1 pseudogene is annotated in these 301 nt (G+C 74.4%); it reads right to left on the minus strand.

Going from position 1 to position 301, the window contains the following annotated elements:
- Window positions 1-301: pseudogene (locus GM658_RS29020) on the minus strand (hypothetical protein); the annotation flags it as partial.

Genomic DNA, 301 nt, shown 5'->3' on the forward strand with positions numbered 1-301 from the left:
TGCACCGCCGGCGCCGCCCGCGCCGGCCAAGCCGCCGGCGCCGCTGGTGCCGGCGCCCGACGTTGCCGAATTACCCGAACTGGACGGATTGCCGCCAGTCGACGTGGTCGTGCCGGCGGTGCTGTTCTGGTCGCCCATGGTACTGGTGATCGGTGGCGTGCCGCCCATGCCGTTGTTGGCCGTATTGCTGGCGCCCGCATTGCCGCTCGAGGCGGCGCCGCCCGTCGCGCCCTGGCTGGAAGTCGACCCGCCGGTGGCAACTGTGCCGCTGGCGCCGCCCATGCCGCCCATGCCCGCAGCC

Source organism: Massilia eburnea (genome assembly GCF_009720745.1).
Taxonomy (GTDB): Bacteria; Pseudomonadota; Gammaproteobacteria; order Burkholderiales; family Burkholderiaceae_D; genus Rugamonas; species Rugamonas eburnea.